Annotated in this window: 12 protein-coding genes, 1 tRNA gene and 1 rRNA gene; 5 read left to right on the top strand and 9 right to left on the bottom strand. The window is 42.0% G+C overall.

What is annotated here, in order from left to right; genetic code table 11:
* A 16S ribosomal RNA gene (locus ACIQXQ_RS00005) occupies positions 1–70 on the bottom strand; the annotation flags it as partial.
* A 413-nt stretch (positions 71–483) separates the two neighbouring features.
* On the opposite strand from ACIQXQ_RS00005, the gene ACIQXQ_RS00010 reads away from it, so the two are divergent.
* Positions 484–672, top strand: a complete 189-nt coding sequence (locus tag ACIQXQ_RS00010) for a hypothetical protein (RefSeq protein WP_402876058.1) — start codon at positions 484–486, stop codon at positions 670–672.
* A gap of 45 nt (positions 673–717) precedes the next feature.
* Here the strand turns inward: ACIQXQ_RS00010 and ACIQXQ_RS00015 are convergent, their stop codons facing one another.
* Positions 718–1,599 carry a DMT family transporter gene (locus tag ACIQXQ_RS00015; protein ID WP_402954150.1) on the bottom strand — a complete coding sequence of 294 codons (882 nt, stop codon included), beginning with the start codon at positions 1,597–1,599 and terminating at the stop codon, positions 718–720.
* Positions 1,600–1,735: 136 nt separating this feature from the next.
* On the opposite strand from ACIQXQ_RS00015, the gene ACIQXQ_RS00020 reads away from it, so the two are divergent.
* The 3 genes from ACIQXQ_RS00020 (at position 1,736) to map (ending at position 3,733) form a co-directional block, all read left to right on the top strand.
* The gene (locus ACIQXQ_RS00020) at positions 1,736–2,443 is read left to right on the top strand and encodes an MgtC/SapB family protein (RefSeq protein ID WP_402876056.1); all 708 of its coding nucleotides are present in this window, start codon (positions 1,736–1,738) and stop codon (positions 2,441–2,443) included.
* A 118-nt stretch (positions 2,444–2,561) separates the two neighbouring features.
* Positions 2,562–2,634, top strand: a tRNA-Ala gene (locus ACIQXQ_RS00025).
* 358 nt (positions 2,635–2,992) lie between these two features.
* Complete coding sequence (gene map, locus ACIQXQ_RS00030; RefSeq protein WP_402954152.1) at positions 2,993–3,733, top strand: type I methionyl aminopeptidase; 741 nt, start codon at positions 2,993–2,995, stop codon at positions 3,731–3,733.
* A gap of 127 nt (positions 3,734–3,860) precedes the next feature.
* Here map and ACIQXQ_RS00035 read toward each other — a convergent pair whose 3' ends face one another.
* From ACIQXQ_RS00035 to ACIQXQ_RS00065, 7 genes are all read right to left on the bottom strand, one after another.
* Complete coding sequence (locus ACIQXQ_RS00035; RefSeq protein WP_402876053.1) at positions 3,861–4,037, bottom strand: hypothetical protein; 177 nt, start codon at positions 4,035–4,037, stop codon at positions 3,861–3,863.
* A gap of 310 nt (positions 4,038–4,347) precedes the next feature.
* Positions 4,348–5,802 (bottom strand): alanine/glycine:cation symporter family protein, encoded by a 1,455-nt coding sequence (locus tag ACIQXQ_RS00040; protein WP_402954154.1) that lies wholly within the window; start codon positions 5,800–5,802, stop codon positions 4,348–4,350.
* Between the two features lie 187 nt (positions 5,803–5,989).
* The gene (locus ACIQXQ_RS00045) at positions 5,990–7,642 is read right to left on the bottom strand and encodes a glycerol-3-phosphate dehydrogenase/oxidase (RefSeq protein WP_402876050.1); all 1,653 of its coding nucleotides are present in this window, start codon (positions 7,640–7,642) and stop codon (positions 5,990–5,992) included.
* A 243-nt stretch (positions 7,643–7,885) separates the two neighbouring features.
* Positions 7,886–9,376, bottom strand: a complete 1,491-nt coding sequence (gene glpK, locus ACIQXQ_RS00050; RefSeq protein WP_402876048.1) for a glycerol kinase GlpK — start codon at positions 9,374–9,376, stop codon at positions 7,886–7,888.
* A 25-nt stretch (positions 9,377–9,401) separates the two neighbouring features.
* The gene (locus tag ACIQXQ_RS00055; protein WP_402876046.1) at positions 9,402–10,226 is read right to left on the bottom strand and encodes an MIP/aquaporin family protein; all 825 of its coding nucleotides are present in this window, start codon (positions 10,224–10,226) and stop codon (positions 9,402–9,404) included.
* A gap of 207 nt (positions 10,227–10,433) precedes the next feature.
* Positions 10,434–10,979: a glycerol-3-phosphate responsive antiterminator gene (locus tag ACIQXQ_RS00060; protein WP_402876044.1), complete on the bottom strand. Its 546-nt coding sequence runs from the start codon at positions 10,977–10,979 to the stop codon at positions 10,434–10,436.
* A gap of 189 nt (positions 10,980–11,168) precedes the next feature.
* A complete protein-coding gene (locus ACIQXQ_RS00065) occupies positions 11,169–11,615 on the bottom strand; it encodes a hypothetical protein (protein ID WP_402954156.1) in 447 nt (148 codons plus the stop codon).
* Between the two features lie 321 nt (positions 11,616–11,936).
* Here ACIQXQ_RS00065 and ACIQXQ_RS00070 point away from each other — a divergent pair, with 321 nt between their 5' ends.
* A complete protein-coding gene (locus tag ACIQXQ_RS00070; RefSeq protein ID WP_402954158.1) occupies positions 11,937–12,974 on the top strand; it encodes an outer membrane protein assembly factor BamD in 1,038 nt (345 codons plus the stop codon).
* Positions 12,975–13,206 lie beyond the last annotated feature (232 nt).

The following is a 13,206-nucleotide window of genomic DNA, read 5'->3' on the forward strand; positions in this document are numbered from 1 at the left end:
TTCGCTCGACTTGCATGTATTAGGCACGCCGCCAGCGTTCGTCCTGAGCCAGGATCAAACTCTCCGAAGAAATGTTTGACTTGCTCATTTTGCTTTTTTATAGTGTGTGCTCACTCAAAATTTACGTTGGCGCTTTGTTTTGTTCAGTTTTCAAAGAGCAATTTCGTTGTCGTTTCTCTCAAAGCGACTTCGTTAGTTTATCATGTTTTGTCGCTGTTCGTCAACAACTTTTTTAAAATAATTTTCAACAGCTTGTTAAGCCGTTTAAGTTGCTGTCTTAGCGACAAGAAATAATATACCATGTATAAAAAATGTTTGCAATATATTTTTACAAAGTTTTTTTAAAAAAGTTTTCATTTTCATTTCTTCTATATAAACTTCCCCTGCATTCACTTTATCCCCATAACAAAATTAAAATATCCCGCATATTTCATCTTGAATTTATATATAGATAGATTGATATCTTTTTTATGAGGTGAAATGATGAATCTTTTATTGGTTGCGCTACTCATTTGTTATAGCATGGCTCTTTATTTATTCTGCACCGCTTTTTATGAAGCCATTAAATTCAGTAAAGAAAAAGGGAAAGTGAACGGCACGACCTTCTTATTCAGCTTTATTTTCGCCTTGATTTTCACCAGGATGACCTATTTATTCTATCCCTATGAATAAAAGCAGTAAGTCGCGTCAGACTTACTGCTTTTATATGAGTCTTTTTCAACCTTCTTTCCCTTCAGCTTTTAAAAACGTCGTTAGGCCAACCAAGATGATGGTGCCTCCGAGAACTTGAGTCCATAGAATAGGCTCATCGAGAATAAAGTAGGCAAGGACCGTGGCCCCTACCGGCTCCAGAAGTATCGCCATCGAAATGGTTGTAGTACTTAGCCATTTCAATGTCCAGTTGAATAACGAATGTCCTAATAACGTTGGAAAGATGGCAAGGAGAATGAAATAGATCCAATCTTCAACGGCATAGGGCGCGAGTGCCTCGCCTTTAACAAGAACATAGACGAACAAAGTGACCGCACTAATGCTATACACGACAAATGTGTATGTTATAGAAGAGATACGTTTTACAACACTCTGTCCAAACAATAGGTAACCCGTTACTAATGCACATGCGATAAGGGCTAGGACATCTCCCCAAAGTGCCATCCCACTGATTCGGAAATCTCCCCAGCTGATGACAAAACTTCCGGCTATCGCGATGACGCCACTACCTATCGCTCTCAACGAAAACCTTTCTTTAAAAAAGAAGTAAGCCCCCGCGAAAGCGAATAACGGCTGAAGTGTGACAAGGACTGTCGAACTGGCCACGGATGTGTAATTGAGCGATTCAAACCACAGTATGAAATGAAAGGCTAGAAACACACCAGCGGCAATCGATAACAACCAGTCCTTTTTCCGGATGAGCTTGAGTTCATGCCGATACTTGATAAGGAAAACAGGAAGCATCAATAGAACGGTAAATAATAATCGATAAAAAGCAATGATTCCCGAAGGCGCAGTTGCTAATTTGACCAAGATCGCCGAAAAAGAGACCGAGGCTACTCCTATAGCTAAAGCCAAATAGGGATTCATTTTTGGTTTGGGCTGCATTCTCTCTCCTCTTTCCCCGAATTCTAGTTTGAAGTTTATTTTACTATGGTAGAATTATAAGGGATAGTTTATTTGAAATGGGCAATATTGAATAGATTATTAATTCTTCTATCTTTTCTGAGGAGATGTGAATGGTATGGAATGGGTGTTCGAACCTCAATCTGAACTGCAGATATTGATAAAGTTAGGGATTTCGGCTCTCCTCGGATTAATCATTGGGTTAGAGAGGGAGATGAAACGGAAACCAGTCGGACTAAAAACAAGTCTGGTCATTTCCATCGTCAGCTGTTTATTAACAATCGTTTCGTTGGAATCAGCTTATAAATTTCCAGGCAGTGACGATGTTAATATCACGATGGACCCTCTTCGTCTTGCGGCCCAAATCGTATCAGGGGTCGGTTTCATCGGTGCAGGGGTCATCCTGCGTCGCGATAATAACAGCATTTCCGGTTTAACGACCGCCGCCATCATATGGGGTGCCGCAGGTATTGGGATTGCGGTTGGGGCCGGTTTCTTCCTTGAAGCGATTGCTGGAGTCATCCTGTTAATCATCAGTGTCGAATTGGTGCCGTCCCTTGTCACTTGGCTCGGACCAAGAAAATTGAGACAAAAGGAAATCTTTCTAAAGCTAGAGATCAAGGGTAAAGATGATATTGCTATCGTACTGAAGAAAATTAAAGAAGAGAATATTTACATCAAGGCGCTTCGGATTAAAGATGTCGAAGAAGACCTTCACCTTTTAACACTAAAAGTGTTGGTCGATTATAAAGTCAAGACTTCCGAGGTGTACTATACCGTCTCTAAACTCAGTGAAATATCCAGAGTGGAAATTGAAAATGGCTAATGTACAAAACCCGTTTGAATTCCTTCAAACGGGTTTTTCTTACTCATTTTACAAATTATAAAATTTAATATTGACTTTTCTTCAGATTCCGAATAAAATAATTATTGTACCATAACCCGGGGGCTTAGCTCAGCTGGGAGAGCGTTTGGCTGGCAGCCAAGAGGTCAGGGGTTCGATCCCCCTAGTCTCCATACTTCAAAACCCTTTGCTTTTAAGCAAAGGGTTTTTTTCTTTGTATCCCTCCCCTTTTCTTCTCAAAAAACTTCCCTTTATAATCGCCTTAACAGTAATTCATGCTTTTTCCCTCTACGTTGGAATAGCTACATTTTACTTATCTTTGCCTCGATACCATTCTCATCTCACATCGGACGATTCAAACCAGCCACTCATCAGTTGTTTTTTCTTGTGTTTCTGATATTTTTAGAAGAGTGAAGGAGCTAACTGTTTTCGGAATAAATTCGTCAGGCACTTTTTCACATTTATTTTAACTAAAGTGGAAATAAGGGTACAATTAATAACTCCTATATAAATAATTAATGAGGTGAAAGAATGATTGCAAAGACTGAAGAAGATTTTAATGGCTTGAAAGAAATCGGCAAAATTATTGCCTCCATTAGAGATGAATTGGTACAAAGATCAATTCCTGGCGTAACGACCAAAGAACTTGATGATATTGCTGGAGAACTGCTAAAGAAGGCAGGTGCCATTTCCGCCCCAAAAGGGGAATATGATTTTCCTGGTTATACTTGCATTAGCATTAACGAAGAAGTAGCGCATGGCATTCCAGGTGAACGGGTTATTCAAGAAGGGGATCTCGTAAATATAGATGTCTCCGCTTCAAAGAATGGTTATTTCGCAGATACAGGAATCTCATTTGTAGTAGGAGAGGGCAATGAAGTCTTAACGAAACTATGCGATGTCGCTAAAAAGGCATTTGATGCAGGTCTCAAGAAAGCAAAACCTGGTGCCAAGAAAAGCAAAATCGGAAAAGCGGTCTTTGAAACCGCGAAACAACATGGATTCACTGTTATCGAAAATCTTACGGGACATGGTGTTGGACGAAAGATCCACGAAGCACCTGCCCATATATGTAATTATTATGATCCTTGGGATAACGAAATACTAAAGGAAGGGATGGTTATCGCATTCGAGCCATTTATTTCAACCTTTGAAGAAGAAGTATTCCAAAAAGAAGATAATTGGACCTATGCCACAGAAAAAAGCTTTGTAGCTCAATTGGAGCATACGATTATCCTTACTAAAAATGGCCCGATTATTGTCACCCTTTAATTCAAGCATAGACGGTAAAGTTTTATATTAAAATAGTAGTACACGGCGGAGTGTTCTTTACACTCCGCTTTTATCTCGTCAGGTAGGGAATATTGCGAGAATGATTCGGGGAGTGAAGGCATTTACGCTAACTTCTACTCATCATTTTCTTGATCTTGCGAACAGCGGGTACTAGAACGGATTCTTGTACTTTTGTAAGGGCTACACCCAACCCAACCATCAGCATCAAGGCGATAATCAATCCTAATACCAAGCTCACTATTTCTCCAACTTCTTTAAATACAGCAACCAATACGGCAACCATTCCACTCGCCTCCCTTTACCACCACTTTTTTACGAACTTCTCACCAAACTTAAGTGAAGGATTATTTACTTTCCCTTTTCCGTGACATTAACTGAACGAACGATTACCTATAGATAGTCTCATTATAACCAAATGTATAATATTGGTCCATTTACCACCTTTGTGAATATGAAGACACGCCCGACTCCGCTAGTCCGCTATCCATTTCTTTACTCATAATATGTAGTTCCCTTTTTGGTAATGACATCAAAAAAAGCTAGCCCAATCACTCGAGCTAGCTTAATTGAAATACATATATCATTTCATAGGATTATGATATTTTCTCTTCATCCTTCATATATTCATGCTCCCAGAAATCCGCATTTTTAATCCCCAATGCTTTTGGATCAAAAACTGGGTCCACCCCTTGTTTCTTTTGTTTCTCGTAATCCCTTAATGTTATGAGTGCTGGTTTGGCTAGAATCAGAATCGCTATGATATTGAGCCATACCATGATTCCTAACCCCGCATCCCCTAAGGCCCAAGCCACTTCTGCCGTTCGGATCGTTCCATAAAAAGTGGCGGCAAGGATAATGACCTTCAAGGTGTGCATCGCCCATTTACTATTCCGATTTCGCATCAGGTAAGCAATGTTCGTTTCTGCGATATAATAGTAGGCCATGATGGTCGTAAAGGCGAAGAAAAAGAGGGCTATAGCCACGAATCCTGCACCAAACCCAGGAATCACACTATCAATGGCCGCTTGTGTATAGCCTGGACCCGGTTCCACCTCTCCTAAGTTATTCACGATTGATGTCCCATCTTCCGCTTGCGTATTGTACATGCCCGTGAATAAGATCATGAAGGCAGTAGCCGAACAAACGAATAGGGTGTCTATATAAACGGAAAAAGCTTGGACAAGGCCTTGCTTGGCCGGATGGGAAACTTCGGCTGCAGCTGCTGGGTGAGCACCCGTTCCTTGACCAGCCTCATTCGAGTACACGCCGCGTTTCACTCCCCACGCGATGGCCATCCCGATCAACCCGCCAAATGCAGAATCCAGACCAAAAGCACTTCTAAATATTAATGATATGACACCGGGTAATTCTGCGATATTCATGAAGACGATGATAACGGATAATAGAATATACCCGAGGGCCATAAACGGAACAATTAGTTGTGCTGCATTAGCGATCCTCTTTACGCCACCGAATATGATGAACCCAAGTAAAAGGACCACGGCAATTCCTGTGATGAACGGCTCAACACCGAAGGCATTTTCCACTCCAGCGGCAATGGAATTGGACTGGACGCCCGGCATAAGAATCGCCATTGCGATAAGTGCCGCGCCTGCGAAGAGGACGGCGAACCATTTCCACCCTATCCCTTTTTCAATATAATAAGCAGGCCCCCCACGATATTGACCGTCTTGCTTCACTTTATAAATCTGGGCTAACGTAGATTCTATGAATGCGCTGGATGCCCCTATGAAAGCAATGGCCCACATCCAAAAAACCGCTCCTGGTCCACCGAAGGCGATGGCCGTCGCCACCCCAGCTATATTCCCTGTCCCGACACGTCCTGAAAGGGCAATGGATAAAGCCTGGAATGAGGAAACCCCCGCTTTCGAACTCTTTCCCCGGAACATCAATACAATCATTTCTTTAATATGCCTAACTTGTAGAAAACGCGTCAATATAGAGAATAATAGCCCGACCCCCAATAAGATATAAATGACCGGCGAGCTCCATAACACTCCATTCAAAGCATCTATGAATTCCTTCAAGTAAGTTCCCCCCTTTTATCGATTAGAATATTCAAAATTATATAACAATTTATATTTTTCCACAATATGTTATGTTAGTTTTTCTTACATTTGAAATAATTTTGTCGTAAAAAAGGGGAACCTTCTTGACAGCATAAAAAAAGAAACGCCTGCGTTATCCGCTGGCGTTTCTACTTTCATATGGAGGTCACAAGACTGAAGTAGCGCCTTGTATTGCGTGTTCCAGTTCGCTTGTTCTTTTCTTTGTAACTGATTCGTTCCAACCAAAGTATTCAGCCATGTAGTTGGTTACGGCTTCTTTATGCGTTTGAACCAAATCGATATCAAACAGAAGCGTTCCAGTTCTGCGGAAGAAGAAATCTACAGGAGTGGCTGCCATTTCATGGTCCAGTGCATATTGCAATTGTACGAATAACACTTGCGGTAGGCCTGTACGGCTTCCCCCATCCTTTTCATTGATAGCAATGTTAAATAACACCGGCGCGTTCGATCCGTACATGGACAGGATCTTTCTGGAATCTTCAACAGAGAGCCCTGCATCTACACCCATTTGAATATGGTTCTTGATGTATTCAGGGAAGTTGTTCGACCCACCTACATCTCCACCTGAAACGCGGATCCGTTTTGTACTATGATCAGCGAACAATTTGTTCAAGTCCTCTGAAAACTTCTTGGCCACTAGGTCTACGGTCGTTTTGGCCATTTTGCGGTACCCGGTCAATTTCCCACCGGCAATCGTGATAAGACCTGAATCGGACACCCATATTTCATCTTTTCGTGAAATTTCAGAGGGGTCCTTGCCTTCTTCCAGAATCAATGGTCTTACACCGGACCAGGTTGACTCGATATCTGCATCCGTAACCTTCACTTCAGGGAACATGAAAGCTATCGCCTTCAAGATATAATCACGGTCTTCTTGCGTTACACCCGGATCTATCGGATCTCCTTCATAAAAGGTATCTGTCGTTCCCACATAAGCTTTACCCGCACGCGGAATGGCAAAGACCATCCGTTTATCCGGCGTATCGAAATAAATGGCCTGTTTCAAAGGGAACTTCGATTGGTCGATGACGATGTGAACACCCTTGGATAGCTTAAGCGTTTTTCCTTTTTTCGAGTTATCTTTTTCACGAATTGAATCGACCCATGGTCCAGCTGCATTGACCACTTTTGCTCCAAGTATTTCGTATTCTTCATCTGAATGTACGTCCCGGACTTTTACTCCAGCAATTTTACCATCTTCATAGACCAATTTTTCTACCTTCGTATAGTTGATGGGAGTCGCCCCTTTATCGACGGCCGCCTTCATGACTTCAATCGTCAGACGCGCATCATCCGTACGGTACTCAACATAATACCCTCCACCTTTAAGCCCGTCTTTCTTGACAAGCGGTTCTTTCTTCAAGGTTTCATCCGCAGTAAGCATTTTTCTCCGTTCACTTCTCTTGACGCCTGCAAGGAAATCATAGACACGGAGACCGATAGATGTGCTGAATTTGCCAAATGTCCCACCTGCATGCATCGGAAGGAGCATCCATTCCGGTGTCGTTACGTGCGGTCCATTTTCAAAAACGATTTCTCTCTCTTTACCTACCTCGGCAACCATCTTCACTTCCAACTGCTTAAGGTAACGCAATCCACCGTGGACAAGCTTGGTTGATCGACTTGATGTACCAGCCGCAAAGTCTTGCATTTCAACTAATGCCACTTTCATGCCGCGTACGGTCGCATCCAATGCTATCCCTGCACCGGTGATTCCTCCACCTATTACAACTAAATCAAATTTCTCCTTTTTTAATTTATCGATTGTTTCTTTTCTATATCTATTTGAAAACCTCATATCTAACTCCTCCTTGGGGTGTTATCTTGTTGGTTCTTCTAATAATCAGCATATACTCTATTATCTTCCCATTCTAGTAAGCTAATAACCATAATCAGGATATAAATATAGAGAAAGAGACCACAAATGCACATCATCGATTTCTCGATAACGCATTCGTGGTCTCTCCTATTCTCCGGCCGAGTTATTAACTTGATTTCAGTATATCATAGTGTTGCCTGTATTTAAAAGACTTTGCTTATTTTATTTAAAAGCCATTGCCGCGTGCACGGCCTTTTTCCAGCCTTCGTATAATTTTTCACTTTCCTTCTCTTCCATGGAAGGCGTGAAAGTCTTGTCTATTACCCACTGCTGGGCGATTTCTTCTTGATCCTTCCAATAGCCAACCGCTAGTCCAGCCAAGTATGCGGCACCCAGCGCTGTCGTTTCATTCAGTGTCGGCCTTTCCACGGGTACCCCTAATAAATCACTTTGGAATTGCATTAAGAAGTCGTTCTTCACTGCCCCGCCATCCACTCGCAATGTCTTCAGCGCAATACCTGAGTCTGCTTCCATCGCATCCAGGACATCCTTCGCTTGGTAGGCAAGGGATTCAAGGGTAGCGCGTATAAAGTGCTCTTTCGTTGTCCCACGTGTTAGTCCAAATACAGAGCCACGTACATCGCTGTCCCAGTATGGGGTTCCCAGTCCTACGAAGGCTGGCACCACATAGACGCCATCCGTGCTGTCCACTCGTTTTGCATACGCCTCACTATCCTGGGCGTTATTCAGCATCCGCATGCCATCACGTAACCATTGGATTGCAGAACCGGCTACGAATATGCTGCCTTCCAGTGCATATTCAACCTTGCCATTCAATCCCCAGGCAAGCGTCGTCAATAGGCCATGTTCGGAATCGACTGCTTTTTCACCCGTATTCATAAGCATGAAACATCCTGTTCCATACGTATTTTTCGCCATTCCCTGATTAAAGCAAGCTTGGCCGAATAAAGCGGCTTGTTGGTCACCTGCTGCACCGGCAATTGGAATCGATTGCCCGAAGAAATGATATTCGATCGTGTTCGCATACACTTCTGAAGAAGGTCTGACTTCCGGTAACATGGACTTTGGAACATCCAGGATTTCCAGAATCTCTTCATCCCACTTCAGTTCATGGATGTTATACATCAACGTTCTTGAAGCATTGGAATAGTCCGTCACATGGGCTTTTCCTCCTGAGAGCTTCCAGATCAACCACGTATCGATCGTTCCAAATAGTAGTTTGCCTTCATCGGCCTTTTGACGTGCACCTTCCACATTATCAAGGATCCATTTCACCTTTGTACCGGAAAAATAAGCATCAATCAATAATCCCGTTTTCTTACGGAACATGTCATTATGACCTTTTTCCTTCAACTCTTCGCAGATGGCACTCGTCTGTCTGGATTGCCATACGATGGCATTATAGATAGGGACTGACGTTTCCTTATCCCATACGACTGTCGTTTCACGCTGGTTCGTTATTCCGATTCCGGCAATTTGTTCAGGCTTTATTCCGGATTCCGATATGACGCTCGCAATGACGGCTAAAACCGACCCCCAAATCTCATTGGCATCATGCTCAACCCAGCCCGGTTTCGGGAAATGCTGTGTAAACTCCCTTTGGGCTACATGGACCAACTCGCCCTTTTCATTGAACAATATTGCCCGTGTGCTTGTTGTTCCTTGATCCAAAGATAAGATGTATTTTTTCATAGTATTTTCCCCCAACCTCTTTAAATTAACTAGCTATATTCTTACTCTCTATTTCATGCGACTGTTTTTTTCCAAATACGTAAGCCACTATCAATAATACTAGGCTTCCTGCAAAAACAGACCAACTTACTATCGTGATTTCACCTAAAAAGAATGCTTTATAAAAGATGGCTCCGAGTCCCCCACCTACTATCGGACCTACGACTGGAATCCATGAATAGCCCCAATTCGAATCTCCTTTACCTGGAATAGGAAGAAGAAAATGTGCAATACGTGGACCCAAGTCACGGGCAGGGTTAATGGCGTATCCTGTTGTCCCACCTAGGGACATCCCGATCACAACAATCAATAAACCGACTGCAAATGGATTTAACCCTTCCGTAAATTCATTGGCCCCTATGAATAGTAAACCAAGAACAAGGATGAATGTACCAATCATTTCGCTTAATAGATTGGAAAAAGTATGTGGGATCGCTGGTGAAGTCGCGAATACACCAAGCTTGGCACCCGGATCGTTCGTACCCTTCCAGTGCGGTAAATAATGCAAGAATACTAATGTTGCACCTAGAATCCCACCAATTAACTGACCTATGATATATCCTGGAACGTCTCCCCAAGGAAACTCCCCGATAAGTGCAAAACCTATGGTGACAGCCGGATTTAAATGGGCACCACTAATGGAACCGACTGCAAAAACACCCATTGTCACAGCTAACCCCCACGCAATCGTCACGACAATCCATCCAGCATCTTTGGCATAAGATCCTTTCAATGAAGATCCCGCCCCGATACCTGCACCAAAAAGAACCAAAATCATCGTACCTACTACTTCTCCCCAAAATGGTGTCATATTAAAACCTCTTCCCCTCTAGAATAATGACCATAAATCAATAAAAGGAGGCCCACAGCAGAACTATCCCACAAGTAAATGGGAATTTTCCGTTGTGAATCTCCTTATCTCCGTCACATCTATTAACTTGTATTTTAGATTAATATACTAGTTAATGAAAACGCTGTCAAACTATTTATCAAAAAATAGAAAATTGTTTTATATTTTTTATTTAAACATATTCCATAACTCCGTTTTGGAAGTGGTGATCGACGATGCTCCCGCCTCAAGTGCGTTCAGGACCTCATCTGAATTACGGATCAACCCTCCGGCCAAAATCGGCGTTTGCAAATGTTCCTTCACCTCTTTAATCATCCAGGGCATGGCACCTGGCAACACTTCGATATAATCAGGCTTTGTCTTCTTTACCAACTTATAACTTTTCTCCAACGCATGGGAATCTATTAAAAAAATCCGTTGAATCGCAACAACGCCCTTTTGCTTCGCTTTTAAAATCACACTGGACTTTGTCGAAATCAAGCCATAAGGTTGGACCTCCTGGCAAATGAATTCCGTGGCATACTCATCACTTTTGATTCCTTGAATCAAATCTACATGGAAAATCATTTTCTTATTACGTTGCTTGGCCATCAAGCTCACATTTTTCAGCTGTGATATATGTAAATCCAGAAAAACCCCTATCTCATAGGAACTCTCCAAGAACCTCTCGAAATCCTTCATGCTTGCCGAAGCAGGCAGTATCTTCTGATCCATCATATCCTCCTCCTATGCTAACAATCCCATCATAATCAGAACCTGCCGTAAAAACAATAGGTCCCACCATCATTCCATAAGGACGCTCGCATTTATCCAAATTCCACTAGAAAAGAATGCGTGTACCCTAAGCATACAAAAAACCTAAATAAAGAGCCATTATTTAGGCCTTTTGTTGTTTTTTGATAGTCAAAGAGCCAATTTGATATTCATGGCACCCTCAACCAGCTCAAATGACTTAATCTGCCCGACCGGTACCTTTTTCACCATATCCCATGCGTTAAAATCAATTTTGATCATCCGATTATGATATTCAAAGAATGGTGGTCTATTAAACAGTTTATGGTTGATGAAATTAACATTAACCGGTTTCATCCCAACAAGCTGAAACAGAATCGTTCTTTTTTCGATTTGCACCGGTTTCAAGGTGACGGTGAAGGCAACCTTTTTCTTCAACATCATTTTCTTCACCTCTGTAGTCCCGCGCAGCACGATATACTCTGGTGAAATATGCACATCAATGTCTTCTTCACCTGACTTCTTTTCTATTAAACTTGCCATCATCTTTGCCGTAATGGGGATGGAAATCCCCTCCGTTGTAGCCTTATTGATTATATCCTTGAATTTATCAAACATGATTTCCCTCCCTTGCCCTATGCAAAAACTCCGTTGAATCATCTTATTCCGAATTGGGTAATTGCGGAACGACCAATGACCGTCCCTCCCCTCACACTTACCATATTTTATCAGTATCTGCACGGTTCTAACAGGTTCCGCAAACCTTTTTGATTATCTGACCACCTTTAAATAATAAAACGCCACTCGGGATGACAGATGAATGACCGCTCAAACAAAATAATTTAAATTTTGTATTCGTCTTGCAAAACCACCCACAGCGTTCAAATTCTGGTAAAATTAATTCGCACTAAAATACCGTACGATAGAATAGGAGATTACATGATAAAAAAAGGCCTTTCACTAACCGTTATCCTCCTCTGCTTATTCGTCCTTGCTTCATGTTCAAATGATGGGTACCAGGATGCTTTGGACAAGGGGATTGAATATCTAGGAAAACGGGATTACCATCAGGCAGCCATCCAATTCGAATTGGCCTTAAAGGAGAAAAAAAGGGATGAGGATGCCTCCGCTTATCTAGATCAGGCAAATCATATGGATACGGCAGTCACTGCATATGAAGAAAAAGAATTTGATACTTCCCTTGAATCTCTAAATGCCGTCATTACGAATAAAAGCACGTTGAACACGTTGCAGACCGAAGCTAAAAAACTAAAAGAGGAAATCCTTGCTGATCAGGAAACAACTTCTTCGTTTGAAGACACGATGAAGATTGTGAAGGAACTTATCGAAAAAGAAAGTTACAGCTTAGCACAAAAGAAATTACAACTTTTAGAAAAAAGCTTCGAGTCGGATAACTTACTATCAAGCTATCAATCTGAGTTGACTAAACTTACGGAACAAGTCGATCTTGCCCTGAAAGACCAGGAAGAAACGCAACCAGAAGAAAAGAAAGTAAAGAAAACTGAAGATAAGAAAACCGTAGAAAAAGCCGACGGTCAAAAAACTGCGTACCAACTATATCAAAATGGCCGTTATGGGTTCTCCATGTACTATCCCAAAGGCTTAAATATGGACACCCCACCAACAAATGGTGATGGAGCCAGGTTCTATAATGAGGAATTTGAAATTACCGCCTTTGCTAGCCATACGAATATAATCAACGATGAAGAAACGATTGAAATGTATTATGAAGATGATTTGAAAAGTATCACAGAAGAAATCGCCTATCAGCGACTTACAGACGATTGGTATGTCATTTCCTACGAAGAAAATAGGAAAATTATCTATAAGAGGTACTACTTTAATGATCAAGTGGGCACTACCTTTATCATTACCTATCCCGCTAGCGAACAGGAGAAGTACGGTGCAATCACATCTCATATCGCAGAAACCTTCATCCCTTCGACCAACTCCTAACGGGATGAGACCGATGCCATGAACCGTCGAGATACGCTTCGGTTTATGGCTCTTTCTATTTTCTTCTTCAACCGATGCGATGTCCAGCTTGCCTCTATAAAGAAGGTAAGTGGAATCGTTTAGACGTGTATTTATCCTGAGTAAAGTGGATGAAATGAATCCTAGCCATCATCAGATACCGCAGATTCTAGATTTAAAAGTTGAAGTACCCTTGAATTAGCCTCCTCATCAA

The organism is Peribacillus sp. NPDC097198, assembly GCF_044762055.1.
Lineage (GTDB): Bacteria > Bacillota > Bacilli > Bacillales > DSM-1321 > Peribacillus.

Coding starts and splice junctions, on each gene's coding strand:
- ACIQXQ_RS00010 (WP_402876058.1), top strand. CDS start 484: ATGAATCTTTTATTGGTTGCGCTACTCATTTGTTATAGCATGGCTCTT.
- ACIQXQ_RS00015 (WP_402954150.1), bottom strand. CDS start 1,599: ATGCAGCCCAAACCAAAAATGAATCCCTATTTGGCTTTAGCTATAGGA.
- ACIQXQ_RS00020 (WP_402876056.1), top strand. CDS start 1,736: ATGGAATGGGTGTTCGAACCTCAATCTGAACTGCAGATATTGATAAAG.
- map (WP_402954152.1), top strand. CDS start 2,993: ATGATTGCAAAGACTGAAGAAGATTTTAATGGCTTGAAAGAAATCGGC.
- ACIQXQ_RS00035 (WP_402876053.1), bottom strand. CDS start 4,037: ATGGTTGCCGTATTGGTTGCTGTATTTAAAGAAGTTGGAGAAATAGTG.
- ACIQXQ_RS00045 (WP_402876050.1), bottom strand. CDS start 7,642: ATGAGGTTTTCAAATAGATATAGAAAAGAAACAATCGATAAATTAAAA.
- glpK (WP_402876048.1), bottom strand. CDS start 9,376: ATGAAAAAATACATCTTATCTTTGGATCAAGGAACAACAAGCACACGG.
- ACIQXQ_RS00055 (WP_402876046.1), bottom strand. CDS start 10,226: ATGACACCATTTTGGGGAGAAGTAGTAGGTACGATGATTTTGGTTCTT.
- ACIQXQ_RS00060 (WP_402876044.1), bottom strand. CDS start 10,979: ATGGATCAGAAGATACTGCCTGCTTCGGCAAGCATGAAGGATTTCGAG.
- ACIQXQ_RS00065 (WP_402954156.1), bottom strand. CDS start 11,615: ATGTTTGATAAATTCAAGGATATAATCAATAAGGCTACAACGGAGGGG.
- ACIQXQ_RS00070 (WP_402954158.1), top strand. CDS start 11,937: ATGATAAAAAAAGGCCTTTCACTAACCGTTATCCTCCTCTGCTTATTC.